General features: G+C 70.0%; 19 protein-coding genes and 2 pseudogenes. 11 read left to right on the plus strand and 10 right to left on the minus strand.

Annotated features, from left to right (window positions below; translation table 11 throughout):
- Positions 1–190 precede the first annotated feature (190 nt).
- Both LCH29_RS16595 and LCH29_RS16600 read left to right on the plus strand, forming a co-directional pair.
- A pseudogene (locus LCH29_RS16595) lies at positions 191–490 on the plus strand (type I restriction-modification system subunit M N-terminal domain-containing protein); the annotation flags it as partial.
- Positions 484–537 (plus strand): annotated as a pseudogene (locus LCH29_RS16600) (hypothetical protein); the annotation flags it as partial. The pseudogenes LCH29_RS16595 and LCH29_RS16600, both read left to right, overlap by 7 nt.
- Positions 538–665: 128 nt before the next feature.
- Here the strand turns inward: LCH29_RS16600 and LCH29_RS16605 are convergent.
- From LCH29_RS16605 to LCH29_RS16625, 5 genes are all read right to left on the minus strand, one after another.
- Positions 666–1073 carry a PIN domain-containing protein gene (locus tag LCH29_RS16605; RefSeq protein ID WP_446462510.1) on the minus strand — a complete coding sequence of 136 codons (408 nt, stop codon included), beginning with the start codon at positions 1071–1073 and terminating at the stop codon, positions 666–668.
- Positions 1070–1345, minus strand: coding sequence for a hypothetical protein (locus tag LCH29_RS16610; RefSeq protein ID WP_446462511.1), 276 nt, complete (start codon positions 1343–1345; stop codon positions 1070–1072). The genes LCH29_RS16605 and LCH29_RS16610 overlap by 4 nt, the downstream gene beginning before the upstream one ends.
- Positions 1346–1747: 402 nt before the next feature.
- The gene (locus LCH29_RS16615) at positions 1748–2140 is read right to left on the minus strand and encodes a twitching motility protein PilT (protein ID WP_446462512.1); all 393 of its coding nucleotides are present in this window, start codon (positions 2138–2140) and stop codon (positions 1748–1750) included.
- Positions 2137–2403 (minus strand): hypothetical protein, encoded by a 267-nt coding sequence (locus LCH29_RS16620; RefSeq protein WP_093779986.1) that lies wholly within the window; start codon positions 2401–2403, stop codon positions 2137–2139. The genes LCH29_RS16615 and LCH29_RS16620 overlap by 4 nt, the downstream gene beginning before the upstream one ends.
- A 120-nt stretch (positions 2404–2523) precedes the next feature.
- The gene (locus LCH29_RS16625; protein ID WP_446462513.1) at positions 2524–3936 is read right to left on the minus strand and encodes an arylsulfotransferase family protein; all 1413 of its coding nucleotides are present in this window, start codon (positions 3934–3936) and stop codon (positions 2524–2526) included.
- On the opposite strand from LCH29_RS16625, the gene LCH29_RS16630 reads away from it, so the two are divergent.
- Positions 3923–4267, plus strand: a complete 345-nt coding sequence (locus LCH29_RS16630) for a hypothetical protein (protein WP_446462514.1) — start codon at positions 3923–3925, stop codon at positions 4265–4267. The genes LCH29_RS16625 and LCH29_RS16630 overlap by 14 nt on opposite strands.
- Before the next feature lie 402 nt (positions 4268–4669).
- On the opposite strand, the gene LCH29_RS16635 is transcribed toward LCH29_RS16630, so the two are convergent.
- Complete coding sequence (locus tag LCH29_RS16635) at positions 4670–6106, minus strand: M1 family metallopeptidase (protein WP_446462515.1); 1437 nt, start codon at positions 6104–6106, stop codon at positions 4670–4672.
- 151 nt (positions 6107–6257) lie between these two features.
- Between LCH29_RS16635 and LCH29_RS16640 the strand changes: the two genes are divergently transcribed.
- From LCH29_RS16640 to LCH29_RS16670, 7 genes are all read left to right on the plus strand, one after another.
- On the plus strand, positions 6258–7010 hold the full coding sequence (locus LCH29_RS16640; protein ID WP_446462516.1) for a GntR family transcriptional regulator: 753 nt from the start codon (positions 6258–6260) through the stop codon (positions 7008–7010).
- A 134-nt stretch (positions 7011–7144) separates the two neighbouring features.
- Positions 7145–8872, plus strand: a complete 1728-nt coding sequence (locus tag LCH29_RS16645; RefSeq protein WP_446462517.1) for a purine-cytosine permease family protein — start codon at positions 7145–7147, stop codon at positions 8870–8872.
- Between the two features lie 389 nt (positions 8873–9261).
- Positions 9262–10914: an APC family permease gene (locus tag LCH29_RS16650; protein ID WP_446462518.1), complete on the plus strand. Its 1653-nt coding sequence runs from the start codon at positions 9262–9264 to the stop codon at positions 10912–10914.
- Between the two features lie 148 nt (positions 10915–11062).
- Positions 11063–11248, plus strand: a complete 186-nt coding sequence (locus tag LCH29_RS16655) for an SPOR domain-containing protein (RefSeq protein WP_063735773.1) — start codon at positions 11063–11065, stop codon at positions 11246–11248.
- A 154-nt stretch (positions 11249–11402) separates the two neighbouring features.
- Positions 11403–11822: a (deoxy)nucleoside triphosphate pyrophosphohydrolase gene (locus LCH29_RS16660; protein WP_063735772.1), complete on the plus strand. Its 420-nt coding sequence runs from the start codon at positions 11403–11405 to the stop codon at positions 11820–11822.
- Positions 11823–11967: 145 nt separating this feature from the next.
- Positions 11968–12405, plus strand: coding sequence for an ATP-binding protein (locus LCH29_RS16665; protein ID WP_446462519.1), 438 nt, complete (start codon positions 11968–11970; stop codon positions 12403–12405).
- Between the two features lie 169 nt (positions 12406–12574).
- Positions 12575–15301, plus strand: a complete 2727-nt coding sequence (locus tag LCH29_RS16670; protein WP_446462520.1) for a SpoIIE family protein phosphatase — start codon at positions 12575–12577, stop codon at positions 15299–15301.
- Positions 15302–15341: 40 nt separating this feature from the next.
- Here LCH29_RS16670 and LCH29_RS16675 read toward each other — a convergent pair whose 3' ends face one another.
- The 4 genes from LCH29_RS16675 to LCH29_RS16690 all read right to left on the minus strand — a co-directional run bounded on the left by LCH29_RS16675 (position 15342) and on the right by LCH29_RS16690 (position 19323).
- Positions 15342–16112 carry a succinate dehydrogenase/fumarate reductase iron-sulfur subunit gene (locus LCH29_RS16675; RefSeq protein ID WP_446462521.1) on the minus strand — a complete coding sequence of 257 codons (771 nt, stop codon included), beginning with the start codon at positions 16110–16112 and terminating at the stop codon, positions 15342–15344.
- Positions 16109–18094: a fumarate reductase/succinate dehydrogenase flavoprotein subunit gene (locus LCH29_RS16680; RefSeq protein ID WP_446462522.1), complete on the minus strand. Its 1986-nt coding sequence runs from the start codon at positions 18092–18094 to the stop codon at positions 16109–16111. Before LCH29_RS16680 ends, LCH29_RS16675 begins: the two co-directional genes overlap by 4 nt.
- A 16-nt stretch (positions 18095–18110) precedes the next feature.
- A complete protein-coding gene (locus LCH29_RS16685) occupies positions 18111–18956 on the minus strand; it encodes a hypothetical protein (RefSeq protein ID WP_446462523.1) in 846 nt (281 codons plus the stop codon).
- Between the two features lie 79 nt (positions 18957–19035).
- Entirely contained in the window at positions 19036–19323 is a 288-nt protein-coding gene (locus tag LCH29_RS16690) for a hypothetical protein (protein WP_009715311.1), read from the minus strand.
- Positions 19324–19620: 297 nt separating this feature from the next.
- Between LCH29_RS16690 and LCH29_RS16695 the strand changes: the two genes are divergently transcribed.
- The gene (locus LCH29_RS16695; protein WP_446462524.1) at positions 19621–21543 is read left to right on the plus strand and encodes an ABC transporter family substrate-binding protein; all 1923 of its coding nucleotides are present in this window, start codon (positions 19621–19623) and stop codon (positions 21541–21543) included.
- Positions 21544–21665 lie beyond the last annotated feature (122 nt).

The following is a 21665-nucleotide window of genomic DNA, read 5'->3' on the forward strand; positions in this document are numbered from 1 at the left end:
GTGCTGGGATAGCTGACCCCTCGTCACCTGTCGTCATCCCTGGTCATCCGTCCCGTGCTGGGATTGTGCTGGGACGTGGATTCGCTGCCGGTGCTGGGTTCCACTCCGGTGACTGGCCGAACCGCAGGGACCGTGGCTGCTGGCTCTGGCAAAGTGGTCGGCACCCCTAGACGATTCTCGTGAGGAACTTGTGAGCACGCTCGGGAGCTTCATTTGGTCAATCGCTGACCAGCTTCGGGGCCCCTATCGCCCCAACCAGTACGGGACGGTGGTCCTCCCGTTCACGATCCTGCGGCGGATCGACTGCGTGCTCGAGCCGGATCGTGAGGTGGTACGGGAGCTGGCATCGAAGTTCGAGAACCCGAACCGGCTCAAGGTCGAGGTCAAGAAGGCCACAGGACGGACCTTCTACAACACCTCCAACTACTCGTTCGCGAACCTGCTGGCCGACGCGGACGGGCTGGCGGACAACCTGGCCGACTACTGGCCGGCCTCGTCGACAAGGGCACCCTCAAGACCGTCGCTGACCGCGTCTTCCCCTTCGAGCAGACCGCCAACGCCTTTGCCTACCTTGGAAGAGGGTCACGCCAAGGGCAGGGTCGTCGTCCAGATGTCGTGATCCAGTCACAATCAGCAGGTGGATTCAAGCTGAGTGAACGCCGAGGTCAGACATCCTTGATCTGTACTCCGTCGCCACACAGTTTCGACCAGTCGTCGCGGTCCGAGGTCAGTACGAGGACGGGTGCCGGGGAGCGGAGCGCCATCGCGGCGACGAGGGCGTCGATGGCGTACTTGTGGCCATGCAGGCCACCGGCGTCGCTCAGCAGTTGCACCGCGGTGAGGCTGTCCGCCTGGGTGACGTCCTGGACCTGAAGCCGGGAGAGCACCCAGTGCAGCCGAGCGGCGTCCGTTTTCCCGTAGACGGCCTCCACCACCGTCAGGGCCGACACGAGGACGGGCACCCCCACGCGTCGAGCGGCCTCGATCCGGGCGATCATCTGGCGGTCGTTGCGCAGGAGCAGCGACAGTGCCTGGGAGTCGAGTACCAGGGACCTGGCCGCGGGTTCCTTCATGCGGCGCTGTCGTCCGATGCGTAGGGCGCCGGTGCGTCACCGAACAGGTCGCGCTGCGCGGCCTGGACCTCGGCCTCGCTCAGCGGCTCGTGCTCGGCTTCGTAGGCGGCCACGATCTCGGCGAGGCCGTCCATGGCGAGCTGATGCCGGACCGCCGCCGTCACGTACGCGGACACGCCGCGCTTACCTGTGCGGGTGCGCAGAGCACCGAGGAGTTCCGAGGGCATCGACACGGAGATGTTCTCCGTGCCGCCGGGGCGGGGTGACTTCATGGCCGCAAGTCTAGTACAGAAACTATTACAGCGTCTGGAGTGCTGCTCGGTCTGTATCCGAGGCGGGCGTTGACGCGTAGTCTTGGCGCTTCTGGATCTTCTCGTACTTTGCAGTGAAACCCGTGCTGGGATGGTGCTGGGATGCGCCCACATAACCGCAGGTCAGAGTGGTTGTGGTGGAGTTCCGCTTCAACGTGTGATCGCGGCGCGGGAAGAGCAGGCCGCGCGCCAGGGCTTGTTCACGCGAAAGACTGCTGAAGCGCGTCGACCGTCAGCTCGAACCGGGGCTCCACGGCATCTCAGCAGCCAGCACGTCGCGGGCCATCGGCGGCGGAGGGAAGCAGGGGTTTCCCGGATGAGACCACCCCTGCGATAGCGGGGCCCATCGGAGATCGTCGGTGGTCAGACGGTGCGGATGACAGGGGCGGCTTTGATGTCCTGGGCGTCGATGAGGGTGCGGATGTCGTCCGGGTCCGAGGTCCAGATGATGGCGCCGAGGCTGGCGGCCATGGTCACGACAGTGGCGTCGACGATGTCGGAGGTGCCGGCCTTGCCGCAGAGAATGCCTGCGGCTTTGGCGGTTTCGAGGCCGCCGGGTGCGACGTGGCACCCGGCGAGGAACTTGCCGAGTCTGACCTGGCGGCGGGAGTCCCGCCATGCCTGGCTGACGACGACGGACGGGACGTGGATGTCCCGTCCGTCTTCCAGGGCCAGGCTGTGGCGTGCCCACATGCGTCGGTCGTTGTTGTCGATGGCGATGAGTACCCCGGCGTCGTACAGGTAGGGGATGTTCACGCGGCCGAGGCTCCCGAACTGCTGAGGTACTCGGCGTCGGCGGCGGCCAGGTCCGCGCGGGCGGCCGCGAGCTCTTCCGGGGTGAAGGCGCCGTGTTCCGCCTGCCACTCCTGGATGACGGCCCGGCCGGCCCGCAAGCGCAGCTCGCGTTCGGCTGCTCCGGCGACGAGTCGGGAGAGCGGGATGCCTTCTTCCTCGGCGGCTCCGGCCAGGGCTTCGACCAGGGATTCGTCGAGAGTGATAGTCACCTTCTTGGTAGCCATACATCAACCATAGCTTGGTATGGCCCTCGATGCTGATGTCCGGCTCAAGGCGGCTGTCACGACCGCACCCGCATCGCCCGGACCTTCGCCGCCCTGACCGAGCACGGCTGATGGGGCTCATCACGCAGTGCGGTCGAGCTTCACGACCTTGGACGCCCGCAGGACCTTCCCTGCCGCTTCCAGAGCCCTTACCTGGAAGTACGGCCCGTGGGCCGGGGTCGTGACGGCCGTCTCGAAGCCGGTCCGCCGGGCGTGCCCGACAACCACGGACAGGGACCGGGGGTTCGGTCCGGCGAGCACCTGCCACGCCCTGGTCCGTGTCGAGCCGTTCCAGGAGGCGTAGACGACGCTGTGCGGTCCGCTCGCCCGCACCGCCGCCGCGGGCCGGTAGTAGGGCGTGCCGACCCAGGTGTCGCGGAACGCCCGGTAGGAGATGTTCGAGCCCGGCATCCTCACGTCGTAGAGCAGGTTTCGTGAGGGGGTGTGCTCCGAATTCCCGGCACCCGCGTATTCGGAGTAGTAGGGACTCTGGCCCCATCCGATGAATTCGTTGCCGTTGGAGAGTGCCTGGGTGTTTCCCTGGGTCGCCGAGAACAGCGTCGGATCGTGGTAGAAGGCTCTCGCGACCGTCGCCCGGTGGCTGCGGAAGTCGAGCTTGAGGATCAGACCGTGGGACTTCTGCTCGGGTGCGCCGTCCGGTAGGTCGCAGCATCCGTCGTCGAACATGCTGATCTCGTGTCGCGGCCGGAACCGCGCATCGTGCTGCCAGAAGAATTTCGCGTTCCGGGCGAAGGAGAAATCGCTCTTCTTGCCGCCGAGCTGCCAGCGGATTTTCCCGGTCTTCCTGGAGACGTTGTAAACGGCCCACATGTCACGGGCCGAGACCAGCAGTTGACCGCCCGGTCCCTCGTCGATCGAGTTCACGTGGTAGGCGTCCCACACTCCGCCGGACGATGACAGGTCGGACGCCGACACCTTGGAATCGGCGGGGTCGACGTGCTCCAGCATGTCCCAGGAGAAGACGAGCCTCCCCGTGGCGAGGTCGACCTCCTGGATCTGGCTGTCCAGGATCGCCCCGTTCTTCGGCCCTCCGTAGCGGGTGAGATCCATCGGGACCGGTTTCGACGCGAGGAACAGCGCCGTCCCCCTGCGGGTCAGCAGGAATTCATGCTCGTCGGGAGAGAACCCGTGACGGGCGAAGACCGTCTTCAGCAGGCGGTAGTGGGAGTCGTAGATGTAGTAGCACCCACCTGGTTCCGGAGCCCCGGACGGCAGGTTCGTATAGGTCGGCGGAATGGCGAGGGTCCCCTGCCACCAGGTGAGCACCGGCTGTGTTCTGCCGGTTTTCGGATTGCGGTAGCTCTGCACCTTGAAGTCGGCGTTCTGGAGGTTGGCGGAGGGGAGCGGACGGAACCAGACCGGATCACCCGAGTCGTCGAGGATCAGCGAGCCGGTCTGGCCGGCGACCGTGCCGGCGCTGTAGGGCGCGACAAAGATGTTTCCGGGAGCCGTCCCGGGCTTGCGCGTGGTCACCGTGACCCGCATGGGATGGAGGCGTGGCGCGGACGCGAAGTTCCACACATCGCTTCCCGAGGTGGTCGATGCCGGGGTGGTCGCACTGTGCGCCCTGCCGGAATTGCCGGACGGCGGGGCTGGTTTCGTCGCGCACAAGCGGGGCGAGGCCGCCCGGGAATTCGCCGCGGGTGCCGGCGGACAGCTGGCGCCGAGAAACGCCAGGGCGGCCGTGCACACCGAAACCGCGCGAGTGACCTCCTTTTTCGCCCCCTTTCCCGCGCTGGGATCCCACATCGTTCGCACTGCCATTTCCGCTCTCCCTCGTACCCGGGCGCCCCAGTCGGAATGAGGCACGATCGTCCGACGCGAGCTTCTGCTCTATGGCGACGGTAGGTACCGCGGCCGGGCCGGATCCGCTGGACGCCACGCAGGTGAGCCGTTCGGACGCCCACCACACCCGGGCGGACGCGGTGACGCCGCCCGAATGGTCCAGGGGCCGGGCCTCCAGCGCGCGTGGCCCGGCCCCGCCGCTTACCGTCTCCAAAAGTGCTCACGAGGCGGGTGTCGGCGTGCTTTGAACCGTGACCCCCTATCGGTCGATGAAAAGTGACGTCCCCGTCGTCGGCCTGCTGATGGTCGAGGCACGCCTGAGACTGCTCTTCGCTCTGGGGAGGACCGCGTCACGACCCGTCGACGAGCCGGGAAAGGAACCCGCTCCTTCGTAGCCCGCTACCGGGCTCGGCCCGTCGCCCTATCGGTTCGGCTTGCCCTTGGCGTAGAGCCAGGTGGTGAACAGCGTGCCGAGGTCCTTGCCGGAGAGGCGTTCGGCGAGGGTGGTGAACTGCCGGGTGTCGGCGTTGCCGTGGCGGTGGTCCCGTAGCCAGGTGCGGAGGATGTGGAAGAAGGTGGGGTCGCCGACGGTGCGGCGGAGTTGGTGGAGGGCCATCGCGCCGCGGCCGTAGACCGGTGGGTCGGAGATGTGGCCGGGGGAGGGCGGGATGGCGGGTGGGAAGGACCAGATGCCCTTGCTCTCCTCGTCCGTGCCGTCGTAGAAGGCGTCGAAGGTCTGCTGCGCGGTGCGGCCGTGGTGCTGTTCGGTCCAGAGCCATTCGGCGTAGGTGGCGAAGCCCTCGTTGAGCCACATGTCCTTCCAGGTGCGCGGGGTGACCGAGTTGCCGAACCACTGGTGGGCGAGTTCGTGGACGATCAGGCGCTCGTCGGGGGCGGCGGCGAAGTAGGGCTTCGTCTGGGTTTCCAGGGCGTAGCCGAGCTCGGGGAGGCGGTCGACGATGGCGCCGGTGGAGGCGAAGGGGTAGGGGCCGAAGGTGCGGCGTTCCCATGCGGTGATCGTGGTGATCCGGGCGGGGAGGTCGCGGGAGGCATCGGCCTCGTCGGGGTCGATGGCGACGTACTGGGGGAGGCCGTGGGCGGTGGTGGTGTGGATGTCGAAGCGGCCGATCGCGACGGTGGCCAGGTAGGTGGCCATGGGGTCGCGGGTGCGCCAGTGGTGGGTGGTGCGGCCGTGGCGGGTGTTGCGGCGGGTGAGTTCGCCGTTGGAGACGGCCGCGTAGCCCCGGGGGACGGTGACGGTGATGTCGTACGTGGCCTTGTCGGAGGGGTGGTTGTTGCCGGGGAACCAGGTCATCGATCCGGTTGGCTCGCCGAGTCCCACGGCGCCGTCGGCGGTGCGGAGCCAGCCCTCGCGGGAGCCGTCCGGGTCGGTGATGGCCTTCGGCTCGCCGTCGTAGACCACGGAGGTCGTGAAGGCGCGGCCCTCGGGGAGGGCGGTGGCGGGGGTGAGGGCCAGCTCGGTGCCGTCGCGGGTGGCGCGGGCGGGGCGGCCGTTCACGGTGGTCTTGCGGACGTGCAGCCCGGCCAGGTCGAGGTGGAAGGAGCTGAGGGCGCGGGTGGCGCGGGCGGTGATCCGGGCGGTGCCGCGCAGCCGGTGGGTGCCGGGTGTGTAGTCGAGGGCGAGGCGGTAGTGGGTGACGTCGTAGCCGCCGTTGCCGAGGCGGGGGAAGAGGGGGTCGCCCTTGCCCGCCGCGCCCGGGGTCGGGGGCGCCTCGTGGGACGGTCCGGTGCAGGACGCGCTCAGCAGCAGGAGCGGGGCCATGAGCAGGGCGCCGCGAAGGAGGCGTGCGGGTCGCTGGGGCACGGTTCTCCTCGGGTGGGCGGCCTGCGGGTTCATGATCACCATCAAACCGGGTGAACCGGATGCCTGTCGATATAAACGTCCCCGAACTGGAGTTCACCACTTCTAGTGAAGCTCTGGCCGTCAGTTGCTAGGGACAACCGACGGTTGTCAAGCTGTTGCTGACTGTCAACCACTGGGAGTGCACGTGGCCTTTGGTGACCAGCCCGCATACCTCCGTGTCGCCGACGACCTCCGGAAGAAGATCGTCGCGGGCGATCTGCCACCGCACGCCCGCCTTCCCTCCCAGGCGCGGATCCGCGAGGAGTACGGGGTCTCCGACACCGTCGCCCTCGAAGCGCGCAAGGTGCTCATGGCCGAGGGCCTGGTCGAGGGCCGTTCCGGGTCGGGTACGTACGTCCGTGAGCAGCCCGTTCCGCGCCGTCTGATGCGCACCGGCTACCACCCCCGGGGCGAGTCCAGTCCGTTCCGGCAGGAGCAGGGGGACGACCGGGTCAGCGGCACCTGGGAGTGCGGGAGCGAACAGGAGGGGGCGAGCCCGGAGATCGCCGAGCGGCTGCGGGTCGCGCCGGGCGAGCGCGTCATGCGCACCCGGTATCTGTTCCGGGCTGCGGGCGAGCCGGTGATGCTCTCCACGTCCTGGGAACCGCTCGCCGTCACCGGCCGCACGCCCGTGATGCTGCCCGAGGAGGGGCCGTTGGCCGGGCGCGGGGTGGTCGACCGGATGGCGGCCGTCGACATCGTGGTGGACAACGTGGCGGAGGAGGTCGGGGCGCGTCCGGGCCTCGCCGAGGAGGTGCTGGCGCTCGGCGGGGTGCCGGGCCATGTGGTGCTCGTGGTCTCCCGTACGTACTTCGCGGGCGGTCGGCCCGTCGAGACGGCGGACGTGGTGACGCTGGCCGAGCGCTACCGGGTCGCGTACCACCTGCCGGTGAAGTGAGGTCGTGACCGCGAGTTTACGTCCGGCTCCTCGCCGTAACGGACCGGCAACACCCGCTCGCGGGCTGCCGACATGTGACCGGCCTAGCTTCCTCTGGCGTACCGCTCACGCGCCGGACGACAGGGGAAGCCGCCATGACGGACACGGTCACACCCGACCAGACGCAGACGGGGCCGACAGGAACCCCCGCGCCGCGGCGCAGTTACGCCCGGCTCGCCGCCGACGAGAGCCGCGAGGACTATTCGCTGCGCTACGCGCCGCACTCCTACCGCCGTTGGTCGCCGACCATGGTCGCGTCGACGGCGCTCGGCGGTATCGCCTATCTCGCCGACTTCGCGATCGGCGCGTCCATCGTCTTCACGTACGGCTTCACCAGCGGTCTCGCCTCGATCCTCACCGCGGCGACGATCATCTTCCTGACCGGCATCCCGATCGCTCGCGCCTGTGCGACCTACGGGCTGGACATGGATCTGATCACCCGCGGCGCCGGATTCGGCTACTTCGGATCGACGCTGACCTCGCTCATCTACGCGAGCTTCACCTTCATCTTCTTCGCGCTGGAGGGCTCGATCATGGCGCAGGCCATGCATCAGGCCCTCCACATCCCGCTCCCCATCGGGTATCTGATCACCACTCTCATCGTCATCCCGATCGTCTTCCGCGGAATGGGCGCGCTCGCCAAGGTGCAGGCGTGGACGCAGCCGCTGTGGCTGGTCGGGCTGGTGCTGCCGTTCGTGGTGCTGGCCTTCGAACGGCCGGACGCCTGGGCCTCGTTCGCCTCCTTCGGCGGTACGGAGGGGGCGGGCTCCGGGTTCGACTGGATCGGGTACGGGCTGGGCACCGGCGTGGCGCTCTCGCTGATCGCCCAGATCGGTGAGCAGGCCGACTATCTGCGCTTCATGCCCGCCAAGACCGAGCAGAACCGGCGGCGCTGGAATCTGGCGGTGCTGGCCGCCGGGCCCGGCTGGGTGGTGATCGGCGCGGCCAAGCAACTCGGCGGCGCGTTCCTGGCCTTCGTCGCGCTCGGCGCGGTCGGCACGACCCATGCCCTGGAGCCGATCGCCCCGCAGATCGAGGCGTTGAAGCCCTGGCTCGGCTCGGTCGCGCTGCCGGCGGCCGCGCTGTTCGTCGTGGTCTCCCAGATCAAGATCAACGTGACCAACGCCTACAGCGGCTCGCTGTCCTGGTCCAACTTCTTCTCCCGGGTGACCCATCGTCACCCCGGCCGGGTCTGGTACATCTTCCTCAACCTCGCCATCGCGCTGGCGCTGATGGAGATGAACATGTTCGCGGCGCTCAACAAGCTGCTGGGCTTCTACTCCAACGTCGGCATCGCCTGGATCGCGGCGGTCACCGCCGATCTGGTGATCAACAAGCCGCTGGGGCTGAGCCCGAAGTACATCGAGTTCAAGCGCGCGTATCTGTACGCGGTGAACCCGGCGGGGTTCGGTGCGATGGTGATCGCCTCGACGGTCTCGATCATCGCCTTCTTCGGGGTGTTCGGCGAGGTGGCCGAGGCGTTCTCCACCTTCATCGCCTGCGGTCTGGCGCTGGTGCTCAGCCCGCTGCTGGCCTGGCTCACCGGCGGGCGCTACTACCTGGCCCGGCCGAACCCGGTGAACGGGCCGGGGGTGGAGGTGCCGGACATCACCGCCGTCCACACCTGTGCGGAGTGCGAGACGGCGTACGAGCTGCCGGACATCGCCGACTGCCCGGTGCGGGCCGGGGCGGTGTGCTCGCTGTGCTGCTCGCTGGACGCCGAGTGCGGCGACGCCTGCCGCAAGCGCCCCAAGGGTGCGCAGAGCGTGCCGGTGCTGTTGCCGGTGCCGACCGTGCCCACGGTACGGGCGAACGACGGGTAAAAGGCGGGTAATTTATTCGGCTGTTCTTTTCTCCGGCTCGCGGCCAACTTGAGCCAGCTTTGAGCTTGTTGTTTCGTGGATGGCGCCTTGTTCCCCGTCCCTCGCTATTCAAAACCCATGCGTTGGAATCGATGCGCGTGACGTATCGAATCGGGCACATTCGGCGATATCGCAGCGGAATGGCAGCGTCAGTGAGGGCGCCGCGGCCAGTGCCGTCCCGTACCGTCTGGCCAGCACCTTCGTGCGATGCCCGATAAGCGTGTTGCATAGATCACACGCGATGTCCGATAGCTCAGATCGTCCTCAAGCCCGTAAAGCGCACCCTTATTTCGCTTGTACGATGGCGCGGTTTGCATCAGGTCTGGGGGGCGAAAGGAGCGTGAGGGGCGTTGACCACGGAGCAGGGTTCCCACTCGCATTACAAACGGTCACTCGGCACGGTGGCCCTCACCGCGGTGGGCCTCGGTTCGATCATCGGCTCCGGCTGGTTGTTCGGTGCCGCGCGGGCCGCGGCGCTGGCGGGTCCGGCGGCCATCTTTGCCTGGGTGATCGGCGCGGCGGTCGCCCTGACCATCGCCCTGACGTACTCCGAACTCGGTTCGATGTTCCCCAAGGCCGGCGGCATGGTGCGGTACGGCCAGTACTCGCACGGCTCGCTGGCCGGATACCTTGCGGCCTGGGCCAACTGGATCGCGATCGTCTCCGTCATCCCCGGTGAGGCGACCGCGTCCGTCCAGTACATGAGCTCCTGGGACTTCGGCTGGGCCAAGGAGCTGTACGACGGGAAGGAGCTGACCGGCAGCGGTGTCGCGCTCGCGTCCGTGCTGCTCGTCTTCTACTTCTTCCTCAACTGGTTCGCGATCACCCTCTTCGCGAAGACCAACACCGCGATCACCGTCTTCAAGGTCGTCGTTCCCACGCTGACCGCGGGCGCCCTGCTGATGGCGCACTTCGACACCGGCAACGTCACCGGCAACGGCGGCTTCACGCCGAACGGCTGGAACTCGGTGTTCACCGCCGTCGCCGTCTCCGGCATCGTCTGGGCGTACAACGGCTTCCAGTCGCCGCTGAACATGGCGGGCGAGGCCCGCAACCCGGGCAAGTCGCTGCCCAAGGCCGTCATCAGCTCCATCCTCATCGCGCTGGTGATCTACGTGGCCCTCCAGGTCGCGTTCCTGACCGCGGTCCCGGCGGCCGACCTCGCGCACGGCGGCTGGGCGAAGCTCTCGTACGACTCCCCGCTCGCCGACCTCTCCCTCGCCTGGGGGCTGAACTGGCTGGCGCTGCTGCTGTACGCGGACGCCTTCGTCTCCCCGTCCGGCACCGGCATGATCTACGCGGCCACCACCTCCCGCATGGTCCAGGGCGTCCAGGAGAACGGCCATCTGCCCGGCGTCTTCGGCAAGGTCGACCCGAAGACCGGCATTCCGCGTCCGGCGCTGGTGCTCAACCTGGTGATCGCGTTCGTGTTCCTCGCGGTCTTCCGCGGCTGGGGCTCGCTGGCCGAGATCGTCTCCGTGGCGACCGTCATCTCGTACATCACCGGACCGGTCGCCGTGATGTCGCTGCGGCGGCTCTCCCCGGACCTGCCGCGCCCGGTGAAGCTGCGCGCGATGCCGGTCATCGCGCCGATCGCGATGGTCTTCGGCTCGCTCGTCCTCTACTGGGCCCGCTGGCCGCTCACCGGCAAGGTCATCTTCATCATGGCGATCGGCCTGCCGATCTGGGCCTGGTACGAGCTGCGCAAGCCGTGGGCCGAGCTGAAGCCGCATCTGGCGGCGGGCGCCTGGATGGTGGCGTACCTGCTGGTCATGGCCGCGGTGTCGTGGGCCGGCGGCAAGGAGTTCGGCGGCCGCGGCTATCTGCCGGAGGGCTGGGACATCCTGGTCGTCACCCTGATCGCCCTCGGCTTCTACGTCTGGGGCGTGCGCAGCGCATGGCGCAATCCCACGCTGCTGGAGGCCGAGCGCGAGCTGGCCGACACCACGGCCGAGGAACTGACCGGCGAGGCGGACCGGGAGACGGTCTCCACGCGCCGTTGAGCGCGTGGCCGGATGCGTGCCTCGTTGTGAGAACACGTATCCGCTGCGTGAAGGTAGGGCGTAGGCTCGGGCATATGCGGAACGGGATTTCCTTGACGGTGTCGCCCAGACGCGTGCCCGGGTGCGCCACGACGGAGGGGGCGGAGAGATGAGTGACGGCAACGCTGTGCTGCCATGGCTCGTCATCCGCCAGGACGGCAACGGCAACCGCTATCGCGTCGGCCGTTACGCCACGCGGACGGAGGCCCAGGAGGTCGCCGACCGACTGGACGACCAGGGGCAGGAGCAGCTCTACGTCGTCGAGCGGACCGCCGCGACCGGGCAGGCGGGCTGACGCGGCCCGTCCGAGCCGCCGTCCGTACAACCTGTAAGAGGCCTTGCCGCCGGCGGGCCGGAGTCTCCCGTTCGTCCGGGCGGGAGAATCCGGCCCGCCGGGCTCTGCGCCGGCGCCCCGGCGGCGCCGCGCGGACGCCCCCTAGAGTGCGGGCATGACGGTGCGCGTGGTGGTGGGCGGAGCGGTGTTCGACCAGGGGCGGCTGCTGGCCGCGCGGCGCAGCGCCCCGCCCGAGCTGGCCGGGCGCTGGGAGCTGCCCGGCGGCAAGGCCGAGCCCGGCGAGACCCCGCGGCAGGCCCTGGTGCGGGAGCTGCGCGAGGAGCTGGGCGTCGAGGTCGAGCCGCTGGAGCCGCTGCCCGGCGAGTGGCCGCTGAAGCCCGGCTATGTCCTGCGGGTGTGGACCGCCGCGCTGCGCTCCGGCGAGCCGCGTCCGCTGGAGGACCATGACGAGCTGCGCTGGCTGACCCCCGACCGGGTGGACGAGGTCGACTGGCTGGACGAGGACCGGCCCGCGGTCGCGGAGGCGGTCCGGAGGCTGCGCGCCGCGGAACACCCCCGTCCGCGCGCCCGCTGATCCCTTGTGAGCTCATTCGGCCCTGCCGGGGCGCCCCGGGGCGATACCGCGGCCCGGAATTCGGGTATGTGCTGATTAACCCCTCTGAACCGTCTGAATCCCTCCATTTCGGCAGGGCGGTGCGGCGGCTGGAAGCGGCTGGGAAGTGATCGGCGTGAGTGAGAGCGCAGGAACCGCCGCCGGGCCCACCCCCGGTTTCGTCGAGTGGGTCTTCCCCGCCGAGCCGGGATCCGTGCGCGCCGCCCGCTGCCTGGTCCGGCAGGCGCTGGAGGACTGGGGTCTGTCGGCGCTGGGCGATGTGACGGAGCTGCTGGTGAGCGAACTGGTCACCAACGCCCTGCGGTACGCGAGTGGCCCGATCGGGCTGCGCATGTACGCCCGTCGCGAAACCGGCGTGCCGCGTTCCGTGCTGATGGTCGAGGTCTCCGACCCGCTGGACGACCCGCCGCACGCGCGTACGGCGTCCCCGGAGGACGAGAGCGGCCGGGGGCTGGAGTTGATCGCCCGGGCCGCACTGCGCTGGGGTACCCGTCGGGGCCGGGCCGGAAAAACGGTGTGGTTCGAGCTGCCTCTCCCCGGTTAGGAGTGAGGGGGAGCGCTGATCTTGAGCGCTTCATCAAAAGCCGGGACGGAAACGGATTGCGGGCTGAGATAGTGCTGTGATCGTGAAGACCGTACTCCGGATGGCCGTGGTGCTGGATACTCGGCTATCTGTAGCCGGTCGGAGCACCTGAGCCGGAGGGGACGGGCGCATGAGCGAGAAGCCAGCGGGGGCGGATATCCCCGAGGAGACGGTCGGTTCGCAGGTGTCGCCCGTGTCGCAAATGTCATCGACGCCGGAATCGGCGTCTGCGTCGACGTCGACGTCGGCGTCCGTACCGGTGCCGGGGGCGATGCTGGGTTCGCTGTCCGATGTGTGGCAGAGCAGTCCGCCCGGGTCGATCTATGACTACATCCGTATCGCCTCCTTCTCGCTCGGGTCCGACGGCCGCATCGCACAGTGGAGTGAACGCGCCGCCGAGCTGCTGGGACTGACGGCGGCCCAGGCCCTCGGCAAGGACCCGGTGGACGCCTTCGTACCGGCTGAGCTGCGGGAGACCGGCCGCCGCAAGGTCGCCGACATCCTGGACGGCCGGGAGTGGACCGGCCTGGTCCCCTACCGCAGCCCCCGGGCGCCCGGCGGAGTCAGCATCGCCGAGGTGTATGTGATGCCGAGCCAGGACGAGGACGGGGAGCGCACCGCGCTCTGTATCGCCGTCGATGTGGGCGCGCTGCGCGGGCTGGAAACCGATCTTGCCGCCTCACAGGCCGTTTTCGGTCAATCTCCGCTTGGTTTCTTTCTCTTCGGTACAGATTTGCGCATGCTCCGCGTCAACGAGCGCTTTGCGACGGTTTTCGGCCGCCCGGTCGAGGAGTACCGCGGTGCCACCGCCCACGATCTGTTGCCCCGGGGCGAGGCCGACCGGCTCGCCGCCGCCCTGCGCCAAGTCCTGGACAGCGGAAGCTCCCTGACGGACATGCCGATCGTGGGCCCGGTCCCCGGCAGCCATGACCGGCGCCGCTGGTCGGTGTCGCTGTACCGGCTGCACAGCGGATCGGGCCGCCCCATCGGCATCGCCGGGCTCGCCACCGACGTCACCGGCCGCCGCCGCGCCGAGCAGGAGGCCGCGGGCGTACGCCGCAACCTGGCGCTGCTGAACGAGGCCGGGGCCCGAATAGGCACCTCGCTGGACCTGGAGACCACCGCCCGCGAACTCCTGGACGTGGCCGTCCCGCAGTTCTGCGACCTGGCCTCCGTCGACCTCTACCAGGGGCTGCTGTCCGGCGACGAGACCCCGCCCGGGCTCGCCGACGGCAGCGCCGAACTGCGCCGCGTCGCCTTCGCCAGCGCCGTCTCGGACGGCCCCGTCGCCTTCGGCGACATCTACCGCACCGAGGACAGCGGCCAGGACGAGCTGCCCAAGCCCATCGAGGTCGGCGAGGTGCACCGCTACCCCTTCCACTCGCTGTGCGCCCACGCCCTGCGCACCGCCCAGGTCCGGGTCGTCACCGGCCGCGACAGCGGCGAGGGCATGGAGCTCGGCGCCATGCTCCAGTCCACCCTCCTGGTGCCGATGGTCGCGCGCGACACCGTCGTCGGCCTCGCCCAGTTCTCCCGTACGAAGGGCAGCGAACCCTTCGGCGAACGGGACCGGGCGCTCGCCGTCGAACTGGCCGCCCGCGCCGCCGTCTCCATCGACAACGCCCGGCTCTACCGCAGAGAACACGAACGCGCGCTGATCCTCCAGCGCAGCCTGCTCCCGCCCGGCGACCCGGAGGCCGCCGGGCTCGACATCGCCTGCCGCTATCTGCCGGGCAACGCGGCCACCGAGGTGGGCGGTGACTGGTTCGACGTCATCGAACTGCCCGGGCACCGCACCGCGCTGGTGGTCGGCGACGTGATGGGACGCGGCCTGCGGGCCGCCGTCGCGATGGGCGAGCTGCGCACCGCCGTCCGCACCCTCGCCCTGCTGGACGTGGAGCCCGCCGAGGTGCTCTCCGCGCTGGACGAGATCGCCCGGGGGCTCGGCGCGCCCGCCGGCTCGAACGCGGGCGCCCGGGCCGCGGGGCGGTCCTTCGACGGCTCCTCCGACCTGTCCGAGGTCTACCTCGCCACCTGCGTCTACGCCGTCTACGACCCGGTCACCCGGCGCTGCACCTTCGCCAACGCGGGCCATCTGCCGCCCGCCATCATCGAACCGGGGGAGGGCGCCCTGCTGATGGAGGTGCCGCCGGGGATGCCGCTCGGGGTCGGCGGCGAGCCCTTCGAGGAGATCGAGGTCGAGCTGCCGGACGGCGCGCTGCTGGCCCTCTACACCGACGGCCTCGTCGAATCCCGTGACCACGCCCTGGACGAGGGGCTCCAGGACCTCCGTAACGCCCTGTCCACACGCGAGGGCGCCGACCGGCCCGACAGTTCGCTGGAGGACATCTGCGACCACGTCCTGAGCAGCCTCGACACCCACCACGGCGAGGACGACATCGCCCTGCTCATGGCCCGGGTGCAGGGCCTGCCGAGCGAGTCGGTCGGCGACTGGCAGCTGCCGAGTGACCCGCAGTCGGTCGGACGGGCCCGGGAACTCGCCCGTGAGCAGCTGGAGTCCTGGGGCATGGAGGGCCTGGTCGACACCACCGAGCTGCTGGTCAGCGAGCTGGTGACCAACGCGCTGCGGTACGGCGAGGGCGAGATACGGCTACGGCTGCTGCTGGACCGGACGCTGGTGTGCGAGGTCTGGGACGGCAACCTGGTCCAGCCGCGGCGGCGGCGCGCCCGCGACACCGACGAGGGCGGCCGCGGGCTCCAGCTGGTCGGCCTCCTCAGCGCGGGCTGGGGCAGCCGCCGCACCCCGCACGGCAAGACGGTCTGGTTCGAGTTGGCCCTCCCGGACGGCGAGTCCTCGGGCCCGGACTCGGTGGAAGCGCTGCTCAGCCTGTGGTGAGGCGCGGGCCCGTGTCACCACGGGCCCGCGAGACGCCAGACTAGCCCTCCCGGCGGCGGATCTTGTTGCCCAGCCAGACCAGGGGGTCGTACTTGCGGTCCACGGCCCGCTCCTTGAGCGGGATCAGCGCATTGTCGGTGATCTTGATCCCCTCGGGGCAGACCTCCGTGCAGCACTTGGTGATGTTGCAGTAGCCGAGACCGTGCTCGTCCTGGGCGGTCCGCTTGCGGTCGATCCCGGCCTCGCCCGCCGCGTCCAGCGGATGCATGTCCAGCTCCGACACCCGCATCAGGAAGCGCGGACCCGCGAACGCCTCCTTGTTCTGCTCGAAGTCGCGCAGGACGTGACAGGTGTCCTGGCACAGGAAGCACTCGATGCACTTGCGGAACTCCTGCGAGCGCCCCACGTCCTCCTGCTGCATCCGGTACTCGCCCGGGCCCAGTCCCTCCGGCGGGACGAAGGACGGCACCTCCCGGGCCTTGGTGTAGTTGTAGGACACGTCCGTGACCAGGTCACGGACGACCGGGAAGGCCCGCAGCGGCGTCACGGTGATCGTCTCGTCGCGGCTGAAAACCGACATCCGCGTCATGCACAGCAGCCGCGGCCGTCCGTTGATCTCGGCGCTGCACGAGCCGCATTTGCCCGCCTTGCAGTTCCAGCGGACCGCCAGGTCCGGTGCCTGGGTCGCCTGGAGGCGGTGGACGATGTCCAAAACGACTTCGCCCTCATTGACCTCGACGCGGAAGTCCCGCAGACCGCCGCCGTCCACATCGCCCCGCCACACCCTGAAGTGGGCCTCGTACGCGCTCACTGGGTCAGCTCCTCGTCCGTCAGGTACTTCACCAGCTCGTCCTTTTCGAACAGGTTCAGCAGGTCGGGCCGGATGGGCGGCGTCTCGCGCCGCTCCAGCCGGATCTGCCCGCGCCCGGGATCGGCCGGCGCGGCGAGACCGGCCGACGGGTCGGAGAGGCGGCAGACCAGGTTGACCCGGCGCCATTCGCGGTCCATCTCGGGATAGTCGTCGCGGGTGTGCCCGCCGCGGCTCTCGGTGCGCTCCAGGGCGGCGCGCGCCACGCACTCGCTGACCAGCAGCATGTTGCGCAGGTCGATGGCCAGGTGCCAGCCGGGGTTGAACTGCCGGTGGCCCTCGACCCCGGCCCGCCGCGCCCGGACCCGCAGCGCCGCCAGCCGGTGCAGCGCGTCCTCCATCTCACCGGCCCGCCGGATGATGCCCACCAGGTCGTTCATGGTCTGCTGGAGTTCCTGGTGCAGCGTGTACGGATTCTCGGCGGGGCCGGGCGGCTGCTCGGCCGCGGAGCCCGCGGACACGGGGGACGGCACCTCGCCGTCCTCGGCGCTGAACGGCCGCAGCGCCTCGGCCGCCGCCAGGTCCAGCTGGGCGTCGTCGGGCACCGGGCGGGTGCCGGACGCGGCGGTCTCCCGTGCGTACCGGGCCGCGTGGAGCCCGGCGCGGCGGCCGAAGACCAGCAGGTCGGAGAGGGAGTTGCCGCCGAGCCGGTTGGAGCCGTGCATACCGCCCGCGACCTCGCCCGCGGCGAAGAGGCCGGGGACGCCGCTCGCGGCCGCGGTGTCCGGGTCGACGTCCACCCCGCCCATCACGTAGTGGCAGGTGGGGCCGACCTCCATGGGCTCGGCCGTGATGTCGACGTCGGCCAGCTCCTTGAACTGGTGGTGCATGGACGGCAGCCGCCGCGTGATCACCTCGGCGGGCATCCGGGTGGAGACGTCGAGGAAGACCCCGCCGTGCGGGGAGCCGCGGCCCGCCTTGACCTCGGAGTTGATGGCGCGGGCCACCTCGTCGCGGGGGAGCAGCTCGGGCGGGCGGCGGTTGTGGTCCGGGTCCTCGTACCAGCGGTCGCCCTCGTCCTCGGACTGGGCGTACTTCTCCTTGAAGACGTCCGGAATGTAGTCGAACATGAACCGCTTGCCGTCGCTGTTGCGCAGCACTCCGCCGTCACCGCGCACCGACTCGGTGACGAGGATCCCCTTGACCGAGGGCGGCCAGACCATGCCGGTCGGGTGGAACTGCACGAACTCCATGTTGATCAGCGGGGCCCCGGCGAGGAGGGCCAGCGCGTGGCCGTCGCCGGTGTACTCCCAGGAGTTGGAGGTCACCTTGAAGGACTTGCCGATGCCGCCGGTGGCCAGCACCACGGCCGGGGCCTCGATCGCGAAGAAGCGGCCGGACTCCCGTTCGTAGCCGAAGACCCCGGCGACCTTCTCGCCCGCCGCGTCCTTGACGATGCGGGTGACCGTGCACTCCTGGAAGACCTTGAGCCGGGACTCGTAGTCGCCGGTCTCGGCCTTGTCCTCCTGCTGGAGGGAGACGATCTTCTGCTGGAGGGTGCGGATCAGCTCCAGTCCTGTGCGGTCGCCGACGTGGGCGAGCCGCGGGTACTCGTGGCCGCCGAAGTTCCGCTGGGAGATCCTGCCGTCCGGGGTGCGGTCGAAGAGCGCGCCCCAGGTCTCCAGCTCCCAGACCCGGTCCGGGGCCTCTTGGGCGTGCAGCTCGGCCATCCGCCAGTGGTTGAGGAACTTGCCGCCGCGCATGGTGTCGCGGAAGTGCACCTGCCAGTTGTCGCCCTCGTTGACATTGCCCATGCTGGCGGCGATGCCGCCCTCGGCCATCACCGTATGGGCCTTGCCGAACAGCGACTTGCAGATGACGGCGCAGCGCATGCCCTGTTCGCGTGCCTCGATCGCGGCCCGCAGCCCGGCGCCGCCCGCGCCGATCACGACCACGTCCCAGGCCTGACGTTCGACTTGCGTCATCGTTGAGGCACCTCTCCTAGAAGAACCGGGGGTCGTCGAAGGCGCCGCTCGCCAGCAGGAACACATAGAAGTCGGCGACGGCGACACTGATCAGCGACGCCCAGGCCAGCTCCATGTGGCGCGCGTTGAGCGAGCTGACCCAGCCCCAGAGCCGGTAGCGCACCGGATGCCGGGAGAAGTGCTTGAGCCGGCCGCCGACGATGTGCCGGCAGGAGTGGCAGGAGAGGGTGTACGCCCAGATCAGCGCGATGTTGGCGAGCAGCACCAGGGTGCCGAGGCCCATGTGACCCCACCGGCCGTGTTCGTCCCGGAAGGCGAGCACGGCGTCATAGGTGAGGATCCCCGCGACGATCACCGCGAAGTAGAAGAAGTAGCGGTGGATGTTCTGGAGGATGAGCGGGAAGCGGGTCTCGCCGGTGTAGTTGGCGCGCGGCTCGGCGACCGCGCAGGCCGGTGGTGAGGCCCAGAAGCCCCGGTAATACGCCTTGCGGTAGTAGTAGCAGGTCAGCCGGAAGCCGAGCGGGAAGATCAGGATCAGCAGGGCGGGGGACAGGCCCCACCACGCGCCGAAGATCTCCCAGTTCGCGCCGCCCTTCATGGGGACGCAGTTCTGGGCGATGCACGGCGAGTAGAACGGGGAGACGTACGGCTCGGCGTAGTAGTTGTCGCCGGCGAAGGCCCGCCACGTCGAGTAGACGATGAACGCGAACAGCCCGGCGGCGGTGACCGCGGGCGCCAGCCACCAGCGGTCGGTCCGCAGATGGCGGGCGGGGATGGCGGCGCGCGACGGGCTGCGCACGCCGCTCGTGGCCGCTTCCCGCTCGGAGGGCGTGGCGGCTTGGGGGTCGGTGCCAGTGGCCAAGGAAAACTCCGCGGTGGAGTGGTGTGGGGGACGGTCGGGCGCGGACCCGTCGGGCCGGGTACGCGCCGGGCGACCCCGTTTAAGGAGCGTGACGGTCGCGCGCGCCGAGACCCTCGTCGTCGACGTCCGACCACAGCGCGCTGTTGTACGGGGCGTCGGGGACCGGGACCATCTCGGGGCGCGGCCGTTCCGCGCCGGGGGCCGTATCGCGCAGCAGGGCGAGACTTTCGCGCAGGTGGTCCGCATCGGTGCGGACCCGTCGTATCTCCAGCCCGCCGGCGCCGACCCGGTCTTCCAGCCGGGTGACGGAACGGACCAGCTCGTCGAGACAGCGTTGGACGGCCGTCAAGTCGTCGTTCAAGGACATGACTTGCCCTCACTTCCGCGGTTGCGGTTGGCGGCGCTCATGCGACAGCGAGTGTTACGCGTCACAGTCCTGGTTGGGAAGGGATCTGCCGCGATTGGCGGAGTCACCGGCGTGATCACGCCGCCGTGCGCCGGGGTGCGCGCCGGTCGCACTGATCCGGTCGGGTGATCCTGTCCCCTCCATGGCCGTCCCGAGGTGCTGTCTCATGATCCGTCGCTTTGAGTAAGGAGTATATGCGACAGGCGTCAAAATGTGCGAAATGCGCTTAATATCGGCACACCCCGGAGGTCACGAGCCATGTCCATCGACAAGCGACGCTGCGCCGTGCTGCTCGCCGCGGGAGTGCTGCTGCCGCTGCCCGCCCTCACCGGGTGCAGCTCCGGCGACGACGACGGACCTCCGTCGCCCGCGGCCCGGGACATCGCCCCGGCCTCCCGTGCGCAGACCGCCCCCGGCGGCACGCTGCGCTGGGCGCTGGACGCCCGGCCCGCGACCTTCAACGCCTTCCAGACCTCCGCCGACACCGGCACCGAGCGGATCGCCGGGGCCGTGCTGCCCGCGCTCCACACCCTCGACGCCCGCGGCCGCCCGCAGCGCAACGGCGACTACCTGGAGTCCGCCGAGGTGGTCTCGCGCGAGCCCAAGCAGGTCGTGGTCTACAAGCTCAACCCCAAGGCGGTGTGGAGCGACGGCCGCCCGCTCGGCGCGGAGGACTTCTCCGCCCAGTGGAAGGCCCTGCGCGGCACGGAGAACGCCTACTGGACCGCGCGCAACGCCGGGTACGACCGCATCGCCAGGATCCAGCCGGGGGAGAAGGACCACGAGGTCAAGGTCACCTTCGCCAAGCCGTACACCGACTGGCGGTCGCTGTTCACGCCGCTGTACCCGAAGCGCATGATGAGCAACCCGGCCGTCTTCAACGCCGGGGCCCGCAAGGGGCTCCCCGTCACCTCCGGCCCCTTCATGGTCCGCGCGGTGAAGGACACCTCCGTCACCCTCGTACGGAACCCCACGTGGTGGGGCGACCGGGCGCGGCTGAACCGGCTGGTCTTCGAGGCCGTCCCGGCGGGCAAGCGGGCCGCCGCCCTGGTCGACGGGACCCTCGACATGGCCGAGGTCGACCGGTCGACGGCGCGCCGCATCCAGGCCGCCGAGCCCGCCGGGAAGCGGGCCGCCGGGGCCAGGCTGCACCCCTCCGGCAAGGCGGGCGCGCCCGGGCTGGAGACCCACGGACAGGACGCCGCGGACGCCACGCGCGCCCGGGCGGAGGCCGAGCGGGCGGACGCCGGGAAGGCGCAGGGGGTCGAGCGCTCCGAGGCGGTGGCCCTGCGCCGGTACGCGCTGCGCACGGCCCTGGACCCCGCGTACACCCAGCTCGCCATCAACGGCACCAAGGGCCCGCTCGCGGATGAGCGGGTGCGCCGCGCGGTGGCCCGCGCGATCGACCGGCAGGCGCTCGCCAAGCTCGTGCTGAAGCCGTTCGGGCTGCCCACCGAGCCGCTGGGCAACCATCTGCTGATGTCCGAGCAGAAGGGCTACAAGGACCACAGCGGCGCCCTCGGCGGCCCCGACACCCAGGCCGCGCAGTCCCTGCTCGCCGACGCGGGCTGGCGCCCCGGCGGCTCCTCCGCCCGCCAGAAGTCCGTCGACGGCAAGACGGACGAGCGGTCCGGGCGCGCCCGCCCGGGCGTCGTGCGGAAGAAGGGACGGCCGCTGGTGCTGCGCTTCGTCGTCCCGTCCGACTCCGGCGGCTCGCTGCGCGCCGTCGGGACGCGCATCGGCCGGATGCTGGAGGAGATCGGCGTCCGCACCGAGATCACCAAGGTGAAGAGCGACTCCTTCTTCAAGGACCACATCGCCACCGGCAAGTACGACCTGGCCCTCTACTCCTGGCCCGCCTCCGCCTACCCGGCCACCGACGGCCGCCCGATCTATGCCAAGCCCCAGCCCGCCGCGGACGGCTCGCTGGTGGTGGAGCAGAACTACACCCGGGTCGGTACGGACCAGATCGACCAGCTCTTCGACGAGGCGCTCACCGAGCTGGACGGCGGCGCCTCGCGCGCCCTGGTCGGCCGTGCGGACGCCCGGATCTGGGCGGCGGCCGGGTCGATCCCGCTGTACCAGCCCCCGCAGCTGGTCGCCGTCCGGAAGACCGTGGGCAACGCCGGAGCGTTCGGCTTCGCCACTCCCCGCTACCAGGACATCGGCTTCCGTAAGTAGGCGAGAAGCCGTGCGGTGAGCGGGCGGGACGGCGCGGGGACGGGTGGCGGCATCCGTCCCCGCGCCGTCCCCTTACCATGGGGTGAGGCCGTGGCGTAAGCAGCCCGGCGGAAAGGCGCGCC

The organism is Streptomyces sp. BRA346 (assembly GCF_052851135.1).